Here is a 15,243-nt window from a genome sequence, read left to right on the forward strand (position 1 = left end):
TTTCCTATTTCTAAACTTCTTATACCTTTTAATAAAGCAGCTTCTAAGTTAGCACCAATGGCCATTACTTCTCCTGTTGCCATCATCTTTGTTCCAAGCTCTCTATCTGCTGTAAAGAATTTATCAAATGGCCATTTAGGAATCTTCACCACTACATAATCTAAAGTAGGTTCAAAACATGCATAAGTCTTTTGCGTTACTGCATTTTTTATTTCATCTAAACCATAACCTAAAGCTATCTTAGCTGCTAACTTTGCTATTGGATATCCTGTTGCTTTTGACGCTAATGCTGATGATCTTGAAACTCTTGGATTAATTTCTATTACTGCATATTCAAATGAATTTGGATTTAAGGCAAACTGTACATTACATCCACCTTCTATTCCTACAGCATTTATAATATTGATAGCCGCTGTTCTAAGCATTTGATATTCTTTATCTGATAAAGTTTGAGATGGTGCCACTACTATACTGTCACCTGTATGAATACCTACTGGATCGATATTTTCCATGTTACATACAGTTATGCAGTTTCCGTAAGAATCTCTCATTACTTCATATTCTACTTCTTTCCATCCCTTAACTGATTTTTCTAATAAAACTTGTCCTATTGTACTTAATTGTAAACCTGAAGCTAAGATAACCTTTAATTCATCTTCATTTTCAGCTATACCACCACCAGTACCTCCAAGAGTATATGCTGGTCTTACTATAACTGGATATCCTATCTTATTTGCAAAAGCTATACCTGCTTCCATATCTGTTACTATTTCTGAAGTGATAACAGGTTCATTAATTCTATTCATCATATTTCTGAATAGTTCTCTGTCTTCACCTTCTTTTATAGATTCTATGGATGTTCCTATTACTTTTACATTATATTTATCTAATATTCCTGCATCATGTAAGTCTACAGCAAGATTTAGCCCTGTTTGTCCACCCATTCCTGCAAGTAAGCTATCTGGTCTTTCTTTGGCAATTACTTTTTCCACAAACTCTAATGTTAATGGCTCTATATAAATTTTGTCTGCAACTTCCTTATCTGTCATTATAGTAGCTGGGTTAGAATTTACTAAAACAACTTCTACCCCTTCTTCTTTTAATGCTTGGCATGCCTGAGTTCCTGAATAATCGAACTCTGCTGCTTGACCTATAATAATTGGACCTGATCCTATAACTAAAACTTTTTTAATATCTCTATTTAATGGCATCTTAAAATCCTCCTAAAGTGCATATTCCATAAATTTATCAAATATATATTCGCTATCCTTTGGTCCTGCTGCAGCCTCTGGATGAAATTGAACTGAATATATTGGTAGTTTAGTATGTTTCATACCTTCCACAGTTCCATCATTTATGTTTATATGTGTTGCTACCACATCTTCTGGTAACTCATTTACCACATATCCATGATTTTGTGATGTAATATGAACCCTATTTGTCTCTAAATCTTTAACTGGATGATTGCATCCTCTATGTCCAAATTTTAATTTAGTAGTATGTCCACCAAGTGTTAATGCTAATAATTGATGGCCTAAGCAAATACCTACTATTGGTTTTACCCCTACTAACTTTTTAACATTTTCTATTACTTCTGTTAAATCTTCTGGATCTCCAGGGCCATTTGATAAAAATATTAAATCAGGATTTACTGCTAAAACTTCTTCTGCAGTTATATCCATTGGGAATACTGTGATTTTACAGCCTCTCTTTTTAAAGTTTCTTATTATATTTGCCTTTATACCAAAATCAATTATCGCTACATGTTTGCCTGAACCTTCAATTGTATATGAATTTTTAGTACTTACTGATTTAACAGCTTCTTTATTTGAAAAGCCTTCTATTTTTTCTTTCACTTCATCTAAGGATTCGCTTTCTAAAGAAATAATACCTTTCATAGTTCCATTATTTCTTAATATTTTTGTTAAAGCTCTTGTATCTATTCCCTCTAGGCCAATTATCTTATTTTGTTTTAAATAATCATCTAATTGCATTTCACATCTAAAGTTATTTGGAAAATGGCAGTTTTCTCTTACAATGAATCCTTTTACCTTTGGTGATTTAGATTCTGAATCTTCTAGATTAATTCCGTAGTTTCCTATAAGAGGATATGTCATTGTTACAATCTGACCATAGTATGATGGATCTGTTAAAACCTCTTGATACCCTGTCATTCCTGTAGTAAATACAACTTCTCCAACACTTTCTTTTAAATGCCCAAATGCATTACCTTCAAAAATCATTCCATTTTCAAGTATAAGCCTTGCTTTCATTATTTAGTCCTCCCTTTAGCTTTATGTATAAACTTTTTAAAAATACACTTCTAAGCTTCTCAATGTTAAATACCTTTTTCTTATTTTTTATTTAAAAAAATTCGTAAAAAGAAAAGGATAATAGGGAGATAATTTAATGTAAAATTATCTCCTTATTATCCTCTAAATATTTAAAACCGTGGTTAGAAAACTTATTTAATGATTCAACGATGTAACTATAGTTATATTGTTTTGCGTATAACATACCTACATACTCCTTTCTGGCCTCTCTGGACCAATTTAAAGTGTACTTTTTAACTTTTTTATTATTCTTGTATATCATTCTATATTTTCTTCCACTTAATGTCAAGATTAAATATTTATTTTATACTTTCTAGTATAAGGATATTATTTGCAATTTTTTGCTTTTGCAGAAATTATACCCTCTTATACACTTATTTTAATTAGAAAATATTTTTTCTTTTTCAATCCATTTAATTAAGAACTCCATTACATTATCATCATTACTACATGCAATGTATTTTGATAGTTTTTTTAATTTCTCACTACCATTTAACGTGCAAAACCCATAATCTGCCTCTTCTAAAAGCTCCAAATCATTCATATTATCTCCTACAGCTATAACAGTATGATTTATAATATTATTTTTATTTATAAGTTCTTTTAGTGCTTGTCCTTTTGATATGCCTTCTGGTATCATCTCTAAATAAATATCTGAACTTCTAATAAGTGCATCTTCATATTCTTTATGATAACTTTTTTCAAAATTATCTAGTTCTTCTTTACTGCCAATTATTAAAACTTTAGTCCATTTTTTATTCCAAATATCATCATTTACTTCATAAACTACATCATATCCTAAATTCTTAAATCTTTCAGTTTGTTTGCAACTTTGAAATATGTAAACTACTTCTTCACTATATATTTCTATTCCTAAATTAGGGTTATTTTTTTTTATATCTTGTACAATTCTTTTTTTATTTTCTTCTAAATATCTTTCCCATATTACTTCATCATTGTTACAATCATAAACTTTTACTCCATTATAAATTATCACTGGTAAATTAACATTGATTTTATTCACATGTCTCTTAACAGATGGTAACATACGTCCTGTAGCTAAAGTAAACTTTCCGCCATTATTAACAAAATATTTTATTGCATTTATATTTTCATCTGATAATTTTCCTTTACTATTTAAAAGAGTTCCATCCATATCTGATACAATTATATATCCACTAAAAATCCCCACTATCCTTTTCCTCCTACTTTTCATTTGTTTTTAATACTATTTTGCGAACTATACTCCTAGGTACAAACTTATTTATATTAACTAAAAATTTATTTTTAATTCCTGGTACTATGATTGCTTTTCCCTTCTTAAAGCCTTTATAGCCTTCTTTAGCTACATCTTTTGCCTCCATTAAATATTTTTTAGCTCCTTCTGATTTTTCAATTCCTGCTTTTGCTTGGAAGGAAGTCTTAACTGGACCTGGACAAAGACAGCTTACTTTAATGCCATCCTTTTTAACTTCTTCGTGTATTGCTTCTGTTAAGTTTAAAACATAAGCTTTTGAACCATAATATGCTGCCATTTTAGGTCCGCTACAAAATGCTGCTGTTGACGCTACATTTAAAATTCCTCCTTGCTTTGCCTTTATTATCATAGGTAAAAAATACTTAGTCAGTTTACTAAGAGCCTTAATATTAATATCAATAAGCGCTTCTTCCTTTTCCCAACTTATATCCTTGAATTCTCCAAAAGAACCTATGCCAGCGTTATTAACTAAAGTATCTACTGATAGATTATTATCTTCAATATACTTTATCAGTTTTTCACATTCTTCCATAGATGATAAATCTACAGATATTATTCTTACATCTATGCCTTCACCCTTTAGCATTTCTTTAGCTTTATTTAATTTTTCAATATTTCTAGCTGCTAACACCAAATTATGCTTATCTTTGGCAAATAACTTTGCTAGCTCCAAACCAATGCCATCACTGCCACCAGTTATTAATACGTAATTACTCAACATTTACTCCCCCTTTATGTAATGATGAATTATGAATTACGAACTTAGATAATGATGAATGATGAGTGATGAATGATGAATTGTGGAATAAACTCCTTACGGGAGTTTAGAAAAATATAATTTTCAGAAATTCTGTAAGAATTTCATCATTAATTCATAATTCTTAATTCATAATTTATCATTTACTAAGTTCATAATTAACTAAGTTTATTCTTTCCTCTTTTTCAGTGAAAAGTTAACTAAAAAGAAATCTTTAATTTGTGCCAATCTTTCTCTTTTTCTATATTTTTTCATTCTATCATATTGCCTTAAGTCTGAAGCAATACCATATGCTTCAACCCCAATCCTCCTAGCAATATAAATTGCTCTTGGCAAATGATATCTATTAGTTGATATTATAGCTTTATTAATTTTCAATTTATCTTTTGCTCTAAAAATACTATCGTAAGTACAATAACCATATCCATCAAGAATTATATCTTTTTCTGCAATATTATACTGCATTATCCAATTCTTCATAGAAAATATCTCACTATAATCTTCATCTCTATGTTCACCTGTTAAAAGAACTTTTCTACATATACCTTCATTATACACCTTTGCAGCAGTAAATAGCCTATCTTTTAATATATCACAAGGAGTACCATCAGGCCTTATGCCAGCACCAAGCACAATAATTACATCATAAGACTTTGGAAGTTCTTTTAAATTTACTATATATTTTCTTTCATAGTATTCATATATACCAAATATCGCTAACACAGTTAATATTACAAACAAACAAAAAGCGATTAAATAAACCATTTACTCTCACCTCTTTTTTCTTTGTAACATAGTATGATATCTTTTTCACTTTTGTACTTGTTTTTCCTTTACCTATAAAATTTTCTCGTATATTTATATATAAAAAAGAGCTTAGTCAATGCTAAGCCTACTATAATTCAATTTTCATTTTTACATGTGGGATATGAACTTCATCATATACATCTGATATTGCCTTAAATCCAACACTTTCATATAATCCTTTTGCATAAACTTGACCTGATAATACTACAGTATCTTCCTTCAATTCTTCTTTTATAAATTTAAGAGCCTCTTTTATCATTATTTGTGCTAAACCTTTTCTTCTATAATCATTTAACACCAACACTCTGCCTAATGATATATTGTCATAGGCAATTCCTGCAGGCACTATTCTACAATATGCTATAACTCTTCCATTATCCATGTAGAAAACTTGATAACAGTCTTTATCTACTCCATCTAATTCAGGCTCTTGGATGATTTTTTGTTCCATTGCAAAGACTTCAAACCTTGATCTAGCTATTTCATACATCTCCATAACTGTAAGCTCATCAAATTTACATATCTTAAATTTCATATAACTCCTCCAAATAATATTAAAAATATAACTATTAAAAATAATACATTATCAATAATATTTTTACTAGTTACATGTCTTATTTCTTATACTTATCTAAGTTAATTTTTTTGAATTTATTTTTAGTATGACATTAAACTGACATATTAATAAGTTATTATAATAGTTGTAAAGTAGTTAAAACATTATTATTACCCCTAACCTAGAGTTATTTATCCCCCTAACTTAATAACCTTAGGATTTTTTTGCCTTTATGGCTTAATAAACTAGAAATAATTAAAAGTGTACTAAATTAACCAAAATAAAAAATAGACATATTTAATATGCCTATTTTTTTATTGTCTTATTTGTCCGTTACCAAAAATAATATACTTAACAGTTGTAAGTTCCTTAAGTCCCATTGGACCTCTTGCATGAAGCTTTTGTGTACTTATACCTATTTCTGCTCCAAATCCAAATTCCTCTCCATCGGTAAATCTTGTTGATGCATTAACATATACAGCCGCTGCATTCACTTTTTGAAGGAATGTTTGAGAAGCTTCATAACTCTTAGTAACTATAGCTTCTGAATGCCCTGAACCAAATTTATTTATATGATTAATAGCTTCATTTATATCTTTAACTATTTTTACACCAATAGTGTAATCTAAATATTCATTATACCATTCTTCTTCAGATGCTAAAATAACACTATCATCTAAGGCTTTTAGTGATTCATCACCTCTTATTTCAACATCTTTTTCCCTTAATGCTTCAAAGATAATTGGCATAAACTTTCCTGCTACCTTTTCATTAATTAATAGCTTTTCCGCTGCATTACATACTGATGGTCTTGAAGTCTTAGCATTAATTATAATATTCTTTGCCATTTCAAAGTCACAATCTTCATCTACATATATATGACAGTTTCCTGTTCCAGTTTCAATAACAGGTACTGTTGCATTATTAACTACAGCTTTTATAAGTCCTGCTCCACCTCTAGGTATTAATACATCTATATAATCATTTAGTTTCATCATTTCTGTTGCAACTTCTCTAGATGTATCTTCTACTAGTTGTACTGCATCTTCCACTAATCCTACTGATTTTAATCCTTCTCTTAATGCTGTTGTAACAGCCTTATTAGAATTTATTGCTTCACTTCCACCTCTTAAAATTACAGCATTTCCTGATTTAAAGCAAAGTCCTGCTGCATCACTAGTAACATTTGGTCTTGCTTCATATATAATTCCTATAACCCCCATTGGAACTCTCTTCTTACCAATTTGTAACCCGTTAGGTCTAGTCCACATTCCTAAAACTTCACCTACAGGGTCCTCCAATGATGCCACTTGTCTAAGGCCATTAGCCATACCTTCAATTCTTGCTGCATTTAAAGCTAATCTATCAAGCATGCTTTCACTAGTTCCTTTTGCTCTTGATGCTTCCAGGTCCTTCTTATTTGCTTCAATTATTACTTCAGAATTTTTAATAAGAGAATCTGCCATAGCATATAATGCATCATTTTTATCTTTAGAAGAAAGATTACCTAAAATATAGCTTGCTTCTTTTGCTTTCTTCCCCAAACTAATTAAACTACTCATATTTACCTCCTAATTCTTAATAAATAACGTCCCTATTTCCTCTCCATTAACTATATCAAAAAGAATCTTTGGATTATCTCCATTGGCTAATACCATATCAACACCAGCTCTTGTAGCTGTTTTTGCAGCTGTTAACTTTGTGGCCATACCGCCTGTTCCAAAGCTTGTTCCTGCTCCACCAGCACATTCCTCTAATTCCTTAGTAATTTCAATTACTTCCTTTATCATCTTTGAATCTGGATTTTTTCTTGGATCAGAATCATAGAATCCATCTATATCAGATAATATTATTAATAGATCTGCTGATACTAATCCTGCAACAATTGCCGATAAATTATCATTATCACCAAATCTAACTATATTTTCAATTTCATCTATAGCTACTGTGTCATTTTCATTTACTATTGGAATTACCTTATTTTCAATTAATGTCTCAAAAGTATTAACAACATTTTCTCTTATATGCTCATCTTCCACTACATCTCTTGTTAATAACACTTGGCCAACTATATGGCTGTACTCTCCAAAAAACTTACCATATATATGCATAAGCTCACTTTGACCAACAGCAGCTGCTGCCTGCTTTTCTTTTATTGTCTTTGGTCTTTCTTTAAGTTTAAGTTTATTTACTCCTACACCAACTGCTCCTGAAGTAACAAGAACTACTTCTTTACCACTATTCATCAAATCTGATAATACTCTAGTTAATTTTTCTATTCTTGATAAATTTATATTACCGTTGCTATATGTTAATGTTGAAGTTCCTACCTTTACTACTATTCTTTTATGATTTTTAATATTCTTTCTATAATTCACTATCCCAGCTCCTATGTAGTTTATCTTATCTTTTTATGTATATGTTCTATTGTAATAAAGTGATAAAGTATTTTTTATTTAATTATAATTAGTTTTATTTTATTTTTCTATATTTTTAATGACAAAGCTATATTTATCTTTAGTTTTATCCAAACTATAATAAAAGATTTAACTTTTTTATATTTATAAATATTTTTCTATTTTTATGCATAAATACTCTTGATTTTTAATATTTTTGCATATAAAATGAATATCGATGTATATTTATAAATTTATAATACAAACAAAGGAGGAAAAAATGGAAGGTTCAAATATAAAATATAATTCGAATGCTAACATAAAAAACAATTTAAAATTTATACTACCTTCTCTATTAGGAATAATTCTTTTTATGATTCCTATTAAGTATAATGACCAAATAACTATTCCAATAGCTATTTTCTCAAATGCTTTAGTAAACTTTTTAGGTGCATCATTAATTTACATAATAACTTTTATTTTGGTGATTTCTGCTGTAATGGGTACAATTACTAGAATATTTAAGCCAAAATTTATTTTAGAAAATAAATTTTTAAAAACATTATTTAATGTTGGACCTTTATGGCTTTTAGCAAGAGTATTTGGTGCAATATTTAGTTTATTAGCACTTTTTGGTATAGGACCTGAATTTATTATTGGAGATTCAACTGGTGCCTTTGTATTAAATGATCTATTAACAGTTTTATTTTCTATTTTCTTATTTGCAGGTTTATTATTGCCATTACTTTTAAACTTTGGACTTCTAGAATTCTTTGGTTCATTATTAACAAAGGTTATGAGACCAATATTCAAATTACCTGGACGTTCATCAATTGATTGTATCACTTCATGGCTTGGTGATGGGACATTAGGAATATTACTTACTAGCAAACAATATGAAGACGGATTTTACACTAAAAGAGAAGCTGCCACAATAAGCACTACATTCTCTGCTGTATCAATTACATTTAGTTTAGTAGTTATAAGTCAGGTTGGGCTTTCTCATATGTTTATTCCATTCTATTTAACAGTTTCTTTTGCTGGAATTGTTGCTGCTATAATCGTTCCAAGAATACCACCTTTATCAAAAAAGAGTGATACATATTATAATGATAATGTTAAAGAAGACTTAGAAACAATTCCTGAAGGATATAATTCTTTCTCATGGGGATATAAAAAGGCCTTAGAAAAAGCAGACAATTCTTCTAATGTTAAGGAATTCTTTAGCGACGGATTTAAAAATGTATTAGATATGTGGTTTGGAGTTTTACCTGTAGTTATGTGTCTTGCAACATTAGCTTTAGCAATAGCTGAATACACTACTATATTCCAAGTATTAGGTACACCTTTCATACCTATTTTAAAACTTCTTCAGGTTCCTGAAGCTGCAGCTGCATCTCAAACATTAATTGTTGGTTTTGCAGATATGCTATTGCCATCAGTTTTAGCTGCTAATACTATAACTAGCGAAATGACAAAATTTATTATTGCTTGTGTGTCAGTAACACAGCTTGTATATATGTCTGAAGTAGGCGGACTTTTACTTGGATCAAAAATCCCTGTAAATTTAAAAGACTTAATACTAATATTCCTAGAAAGAACTTTAGTTACACTACCAATCATAGTATTAATAGCTAATTTCTTATTTTAAAAAAATTCCCTTTGGGGAATTTTTTTAATAATGATGAATGATGAGTGATGAATGATGAATTTAGGAATAAACTCCTTACGGGAGTTTAGAAAAATATAATTTTCAGAAATTCTGTAAGAATTTCATCATTCATTTTTCATTTTTCATTCTTAATTTTACATTTATTAAAGAAACTCTCTGAGTTTCCTCCTTAATTCATCATTCGTAATTCATCATTCATAATTGAAAAAAAGCAGTACGTCAGTACTGCTTTTTTTGTATGGTGACCCGTAGGGGAATCGAACCCCTGATTGCACCGTGAGAGGGTGCCGTCTTCACCGCTTGACCAACAGGCCATTATTTCTTTCTATAACTAATATTACCATATTTTAAAAAAATATACTACATTTTTTCTCAACTTTTCTAAATATTTACATACGAGTTTAAAAAATATAAAATTAAGAATTAATGAGCTGAGTTAAAATTCATCACTCATCATTCTTAATTTATAATTATCTAAGTTTATATTTAAAAGTTATTTTTTAATTTTTAAAGTTCTAAGTCTGTTTATTGCACAAAGTATTTCTTGTTTTCTTGGCATAGCCAAACTTCCATTTCCACCTTTTGTGTTATCTATGCCTATTAAATTTTTAGTAAGATTCTTTTCTATTTCATCTACTATTTTTTCAACCGTTAAATCTTTTCCTGAATATTTATCTTCTATAAATTTAATTGTCATACCAATAGTATTTATTTGTTCACTATCAACAATTTGCTCTACTGACTTTAAATCAATATTTTCTTTATTAATGGATAAACCATCTTTTCCTAAGTTTTTAATCTTAATACCTTTAGGTCCTTCAGATATGGATCCTTTAACTAGAACTCTTCCAAAATCAATATATATATCTAAATCATCTCTTAAACTTATCTTTCCTCTGCTTAATTCTTTTGCCTTAGTTGTAACTTCATATGGTTCATAACAATCCATCTGTATAACTAAATCTGCTATATCAAAGAAATCTCCACAGCTTCCTGCAACCAATATAGTTGAAATACCTAATCTTTTATATAAACTTTTTGCCACATCTATAAATGGAGTTATTGGCTCCTTTTCTTTAACCACCAGCTGCTGCATTATATCATCTCTAATCATAAAGTTCGTAGCTGATGTATCTTCATCTATTAAAAGAACTTTAGCTTTCCCTTCTATTGCTTCAATAATATTAGCTGCTTGAGAAGTACTTCCACTGGCATTTTCCGTATTAAATTTAACAGTATCTTTTCCATTTGGTAGATTATTAATAAATAAAGAAATATCCGTTGATGTTATTGCTCTACCATCTTCAGCTCTTACTTTAAGTGCACTTTCATCTGTGATTACAAACTCTCTGCCATCACCTTCTATATGATTATATATACCTAGTTCTAATGCCTTTAATAAAGTTGATTTTCCATGGTATCCGCCTCCTACAATAAGAGTTATTCCTTTTGGTATTCCCATACCTTTTATCTTCCCTCTATTTGGCGTATCAAATTCCACTTCTAAAGCTTGTGGTGAAACAAATTTCTTACCATCTCTTAATGGTCTTGCAGAAATACCACTTTCTCTAGGTAATATTGATCCATTGGCTACAAAGGCTACCAATCCTTTTTCCTTAAGATTTTCTCTGATAAAGCACTGATCTTCCATTAATTTAACTCTATTAATTAAAGCCAACTTATCAATATTTTCATAAATAAAAGTGCTTTCCACTATGTTAGGAATTATATTAAATATTATCTTTTCTAACTCTCTTGCTAACACGCTTCTTCCTCTAGCTGGGAATCCTACATAAAATCTAGCCTCAAAAAAGCTTTTATTTCTTATAATGGCTGTTCTTTCTAATATTTCTTGTGGACATCTGCTTATTTCTATTAAACCACTTTTTCCTGAACCAAATATTTTCTCACTTTGATTTCTAATGTTTTTGCTAAATAATCTAGTTAAAAAATCACATACAGCAATTTCCTTATTCTTATTATCAAATAACTCTTCAGGGATTTGAGCAACTTTATTATCAATGATAACCCTTACTCTTGATGGTGAAGCAAATGGATCTCCCTGAACATGGTCTATGGATAAAACATATTTTTTAAAATCATATCTTCCTTCTAGTGCTTTATATGCCTTATATCCTTTACCATCAATCTTAAAAAGTTCATTTTTAAGCTCCATAGAACCCTTCATTTCTCTTTCTCCTTTATTCATTATTTTTTGTAAAAAACTCATCTATTAATTTTTCACTGGCTCTTCTATACATATTACTCATATTTACTAATGAACATAAAAGAAGAAAATTCTTTTTATAATCATTTTGTAAATTCTCTGATGTAGAAACTCGCTTATCCAAGTCTTCTATTTTTTCTTCAATACTTCTTTTAAAAGTTTCTTCATCCTCTTTGCTTTCATATAAGTAGTCATTATATAAATCTCTTAAATCACTAGCTTTTTCTTCATCATAATTTGCTATAACTTCATCAAGACTAATCTTAATATCACTTATAGATAGTGCACCTTTTAAATTATAAATAAAGGCCATAATAATAAGATGCTCTTTAGTATATTTCTTATTCTTAATAGGTAATAATAATTTACCCTTAGCATAATTATTAATCATTGTTTTTGTTAATATCTTTTCATCATCATTTCTCTTTAATGAAGAAAGCTTACTTTCGAAAAGTTGTATAACTTGATCCATATATAAATCAAGCTCTGGCATTTCTTCTAGTTCAATTCTGCTATCAAAATTCATTTCATTAAAAATATCATTAATTTTCATAATACCTCCATATAGTTTCTAAAACTATATCATACAGTTAATATATTTTAATATTAATAGTATTTAATTAATATTTCAAGTTTAACCTTATTTTTCAGGAAAATATAAGCAAATTTCAAAGCTAATCACTTTTGACTTGTACTGATATCTACTTCATAATATTAATATAATAATAAGTAGTTTACAAAACTACATCGAGTGTGAGGTGTATTTTATGACGAATAAACTTAGAGAACCTATTAATTCTATTACTCATTTAGCTGGTGCATTACTATCTTTTATTGCATTAATTGCCATGTTGGTAAAAGTTATACTAACTAATCCAACATTTAATTCAATACTTTCTGTTACTATTTTTGGAATCTGTCTAATACTTCTTTATACTATTTCTGGTACCTATCATGGCATAATGTCCAATGAAAAAGTTATTAACGTTCTTCAAAAACTTGACCACTCAATGATTTTTGTTTTAATAGCTGGATCTTATGCTCCATTTTGTTTAATTTCATTAAAAAATTCCATTGGATTACCAATGCTTTTAATAATGTTTACTATTGCAATAATTGGTATAATATTTAAGCTTTATTGGTTCGATTGCCCAAGATGGCTGCAAACTTCCATGTATATAGGAATGGGATGGGCTTCAATTTTTATGCTAAAGCCTCTATGTGTTAACCTTCCTGCCATGAGCATTTTTTGGCTAGTATTTGGTGGCGTACTATACACAATCGGTGGAATAATCTATGGTGCTAAGCCTAAAAAACTAAAAATAGGTAAATTTGAATTTCATGAAATTTTCCACATATTTATTATATTAGGTAGCTTAAGCCACTTTATTTCAGTATTTTGCTATGTAATATAATAAAGAATAATTTAATATTTTCTTTATTATCCTATTGTAATTAATTAAATAGAATAAACTTTTTATAGCTAAGTTTTTTTACATTTTTCTCACTAATTTACTCTCCTAATATTGCACATTTTCATTTATTTAATATTAATTTATGTTATAATATCGAAAGAATAATAAATGAAATGAGGTAGATTTAGTGATAAATGTATTAAACGTTAGTTTAAGATATGGTTCTCGTAAATTATTTGAAGATGTAAATATTAAATTTACTCCTGGTAACTGTTATGGTGTTATAGGTGCCAATGGTGCTGGTAAGAGTACATTTTTAAAAATATTAGCTGGAGAAGTTGAACCAAATACTGGTGAAGTTGTAATTGCTCCAAATACTAGAATGTCAGTTTTAAAACAAGATCACTATCAATATGATGATTTCGAAGTTTTAGAAACTGTAATCATGGGAAATAAAAGACTATATGACATAATGAAAGAAAAAGATGCTTTATATGCAAAACCTGATTTTTCTGATGAAGATGGTATAAAGGCTTCTGAATTAGAATGTGAATTTGCTGAATTAAATGGATGGGAAGCTGAATCTGAAGCGTCATCACTTTTACAAGGTTTAGGTATCGGAACTGATATGCACTACAAAAAAGTTTCAGAACTTACAGGAGCAGAAAAGGTAAAAGTATTACTTGCTCAAGCTTTATTCGGAAATCCTGGAATATTAATTCTGGACGAGCCTACTAACCACTTAGATATTAAATCAATCAGATGGCTACAAAACTTCTTAGGTGACTTTGAAGGTACAGTTATCGTAGTATCCCATGATAGACACTTCTTAAACGAAGTATGTACTCACATGGCTGACGTTGACTTCGGAAAAATTAAATTATATGTTGGTAACTATGACTTCTGGTATGAATCAAGTCAATTAGCTGCTCAAATGGCTAAAGATCAAAACAAGAAAAAAGAAGAAAAGATTAAAGAATTACAAGACTTCATTGCTAGATTCAGTGCTAATGCTTCTAAATCTAAGCAAGCAACATCTCGTAAGAAATTATTAGATAAAATCACTTTAGATGATATTCAACCATCAAGCAGAAGATATCCATTCGTTGGATTCAAACCTGAAAGAGAAGTTGGAAATGATATCTTAACAGTTGAAGGATTAAGCAAGACTATTGATGGTGTTAAAGTATTAGATAACGTAAGCTTCAGAGTTAATAAAGAAGATAAAATAGCTTTCATTGGTAATGAAATTGCCATCACTACTTTATTCAAAATAATCAATGGTGAAATGGAACCAGATGCAGGTTCATACAAATGGGGAATAACAATAACATCTGCTTACTTCCCAATGGATAACTCTGAATACTTCAATGACTGCAACTTAAGCCTAGTTGACTGGTTAAGACAATACTCTGAAGAAAAATCTGAAAGTTATATAAGGGGATTCTTAGGTAGAATGTTATTCTCTGGAGAAGAAGCTTTAAAACAAGCTAATGTATTATCTGGAGGGGAAAAAGTTAGATGTATGCTTTCTAAAATGATGCTTACTAACGCTAACGTATTAGTTTTAGATGGTCCTACTAACCACTTAGACCTTGAATCTATTACAGCTGTTAACAACGGATTAAAGGATTATAACAGCAATATTTTATTTGCTTCTCATGACCACCAATTCGTTCAAACTATAGCTAATAGAATAATTAGAATTGATGACAATGGTTCAATCTTCGATAGATCTATGTCATATGATGAATTCTTAGAAAAATTCAGCTTATAATTTCATATATTTTCTTATTAAAGTGGCTTTTGCCACTTTTTTATT

Annotated in this window: 13 protein-coding genes and 1 tRNA gene; 3 read left to right on the forward strand and 11 right to left on the reverse strand. The window is 29.2% G+C overall.

From position 1 onward, the window contains the following. From carB to proB, 8 genes are all read right to left on the reverse strand, one after another. On the reverse strand, positions 1-1,211 hold a 1,211-nt coding region (gene carB / locus Q5O44_RS06320), incomplete at its 3' end, for a carbamoyl-phosphate synthase large subunit (RefSeq protein WP_302637502.1). 12 nt (positions 1,212-1,223) lie between these two features. After that, positions 1,224-2,273: a carbamoyl phosphate synthase small subunit gene (locus tag Q5O44_RS06325; protein WP_022167557.1), complete on the reverse strand. Its 1,050-nt coding sequence runs from the start codon at positions 2,271-2,273 to the stop codon at positions 1,224-1,226. A gap of 439 nt (positions 2,274-2,712) precedes the next feature. After that, positions 2,713-3,525: a Cof-type HAD-IIB family hydrolase gene (locus tag Q5O44_RS06330; RefSeq protein WP_022167558.1), complete on the reverse strand. Its 813-nt coding sequence runs from the start codon at positions 3,523-3,525 to the stop codon at positions 2,713-2,715. 13 nt (positions 3,526-3,538) lie between these two features. After that, complete coding sequence (locus tag Q5O44_RS06335) at positions 3,539-4,312, reverse strand: SDR family oxidoreductase (RefSeq protein WP_022167559.1); 774 nt, start codon at positions 4,310-4,312, stop codon at positions 3,539-3,541. Between the two features lie 204 nt (positions 4,313-4,516). Then, positions 4,517-5,113 (reverse strand): vancomycin high temperature exclusion protein, encoded by a 597-nt coding sequence (locus tag Q5O44_RS06340; RefSeq protein WP_022167560.1) that lies wholly within the window; start codon positions 5,111-5,113, stop codon positions 4,517-4,519. 130 nt (positions 5,114-5,243) lie between these two features. After that, complete coding sequence (locus Q5O44_RS06345) at positions 5,244-5,690, reverse strand: GNAT family N-acetyltransferase (RefSeq protein ID WP_022167561.1); 447 nt, start codon at positions 5,688-5,690, stop codon at positions 5,244-5,246. A 335-nt stretch (positions 5,691-6,025) separates the two neighbouring features. Continuing rightward, the gene (locus Q5O44_RS06350) at positions 6,026-7,273 is read right to left on the reverse strand and encodes a glutamate-5-semialdehyde dehydrogenase (RefSeq protein ID WP_022167562.1); all 1,248 of its coding nucleotides are present in this window, start codon (positions 7,271-7,273) and stop codon (positions 6,026-6,028) included. Positions 7,274-7,282: 9 nt separating this feature from the next. Then, positions 7,283-8,089: a glutamate 5-kinase gene (proB, locus tag Q5O44_RS06355; RefSeq protein ID WP_022167563.1), complete on the reverse strand. Its 807-nt coding sequence runs from the start codon at positions 8,087-8,089 to the stop codon at positions 7,283-7,285. Between the two features lie 298 nt (positions 8,090-8,387). On the opposite strand from proB, the gene Q5O44_RS06360 reads away from it, so the two are divergent. After that, entirely contained in the window at positions 8,388-9,758 is a 1,371-nt protein-coding gene (locus tag Q5O44_RS06360) for a YjiH family protein (protein WP_022167564.1), read from the forward strand. A gap of 260 nt (positions 9,759-10,018) precedes the next feature. Here the strand turns inward: Q5O44_RS06360 and Q5O44_RS06365 are convergent. The 3 genes from Q5O44_RS06365 to Q5O44_RS06375 all read right to left on the reverse strand — a co-directional run bounded on the left by Q5O44_RS06365 (position 10,019) and on the right by Q5O44_RS06375 (position 12,559). Next, positions 10,019-10,093: transfer RNA gene (locus tag Q5O44_RS06365), tRNA-Glu, on the reverse strand. Between the two features lie 179 nt (positions 10,094-10,272). After that, a complete protein-coding gene (locus Q5O44_RS06370; RefSeq protein WP_022167565.1) occupies positions 10,273-11,967 on the reverse strand; it encodes an ABC-ATPase domain-containing protein in 1,695 nt (564 codons plus the stop codon). Between the two features lie 13 nt (positions 11,968-11,980). Next, on the reverse strand, positions 11,981-12,559 hold the full coding sequence (locus Q5O44_RS06375; protein WP_022167566.1) for a DUF1836 domain-containing protein: 579 nt from the start codon (positions 12,557-12,559) through the stop codon (positions 11,981-11,983). Positions 12,560-12,773: 214 nt separating this feature from the next. Between Q5O44_RS06375 and Q5O44_RS06380 the strand changes: the two genes are divergently transcribed. Together Q5O44_RS06380 and Q5O44_RS06385 are read left to right on the forward strand one after the other, a co-directional pair. Further along, entirely contained in the window at positions 12,774-13,421 is a 648-nt protein-coding gene (locus Q5O44_RS06380; RefSeq protein WP_022167567.1) for a hemolysin III family protein, read from the forward strand. A 187-nt stretch (positions 13,422-13,608) separates the two neighbouring features. Then, positions 13,609-15,198 carry an ABC-F family ATP-binding cassette domain-containing protein gene (locus Q5O44_RS06385; RefSeq protein WP_022167568.1) on the forward strand — a complete coding sequence of 530 codons (1,590 nt, stop codon included), beginning with the start codon at positions 13,609-13,611 and terminating at the stop codon, positions 15,196-15,198. The last annotated feature ends 45 nt before the right edge of the window (positions 15,199-15,243 follow it).

This window comes from Clostridium sp. CAG:221 (assembly GCA_000435835.1).
Classification (GTDB): Bacteria; Bacillota; Clostridia; order Clostridiales; family Clostridiaceae; genus Clostridium.